Below are 1,006 nucleotides of genomic sequence, written 5' to 3' on the forward strand. Positions count from 1 at the left end.
CTTGGCGTTTAACGTCGCAGGTCACACGACCTGCTGATCTGCGGTTCTTTCCGGGACAGTGGAGGCGGCCGTTCTCCACGCTTCGAGATGTCGAGTCACGAAGTACAAGAGAACGGCCGCTGTGTATGAGTCTGTCTGTCGATGCGTCCACAGGCGAGGCGTTGGACGTGTTGTCCCGCTTTCGGGTCGAGTTCTACGAATGCCTCTACGCCCGCGCGGATGCGCTCTTCGAGCTCACCGACGCGGTGCTGTGCGCGGACGGGCCGGTGAAGACCCTGGTCGAGCTGTCTCTGGCGGTCGAGCACCGGCGCGGGCACGGTGCGCTGTACGCGGCTTTGGACCGCGGCTGGCTGGAGCCGACACGCCTGCGCCGCGCGCTGGCCGGCTTGCCGCTGCCGAAGGCAGTCGACGGCCGGATCGTGCTGGCCGTGGACGTGAGCAACTGGCTCCGTCCCGATGCCCCGACCAGCGACGACCGGCTGTTCTGCCACGTCTACGGACGTGGCGACCGCAAGACGGACCAGTTCGTGCCGGGCTGGCCGTACTCCTTCGTCGCCGCGCTGGAATCCGGCCGCACCTCCTGGGTCGCACTGCTGGACGCCGTCCGCCTGGGACCCGCCGACGACGCGACCCTCGTCACCGCCGCCCAACTACGCGATGTCGTGAAGCGGTTGACGCAGGCCGAGCACTGGCGGCCGGGCGACCCGGAGATCCTCATCGTGATGGACGCCGGCTACGACGTCACCTACCTCGCCCACGCCCTGGCCGACCTGCCGGTGATGCTGCTCGGGCGCCTGCGCTCGGACCGGGTCATGCTCCGCGACCCCGGCCCGCCCCGCTGCGGCCCGAAGGGCGGACGGCCCCGTCGGCACGGCGGCGTCCTCACTTTCGCCAAGCCCGACAGCTGGCACGAGCCCGACGTCACCACCAGCACGGACACCGCCCGCTACGGCAAGGCCGAGGCGATGGCCTGGGACCGGATGCACCCCAGGCTCACCCACCGAGG

1 protein-coding gene is annotated in these 1,006 nt (G+C 70.0%); it reads left to right on the top strand.

The annotated features are described in order from the left end of the window. Positions 1–125: 125 nt before the first annotated feature. Positions 126–1,006: transposase (locus tag ACIRVK_RS45590; protein WP_404258080.1), on the top strand; the 881-nt coding region annotated here is incomplete at its 3' end.

Source organism: Streptomyces sp. NPDC101152 (assembly GCF_044768275.1).
Lineage (GTDB): Bacteria > Actinomycetota > Actinomycetes > Streptomycetales > Streptomycetaceae > Streptomyces.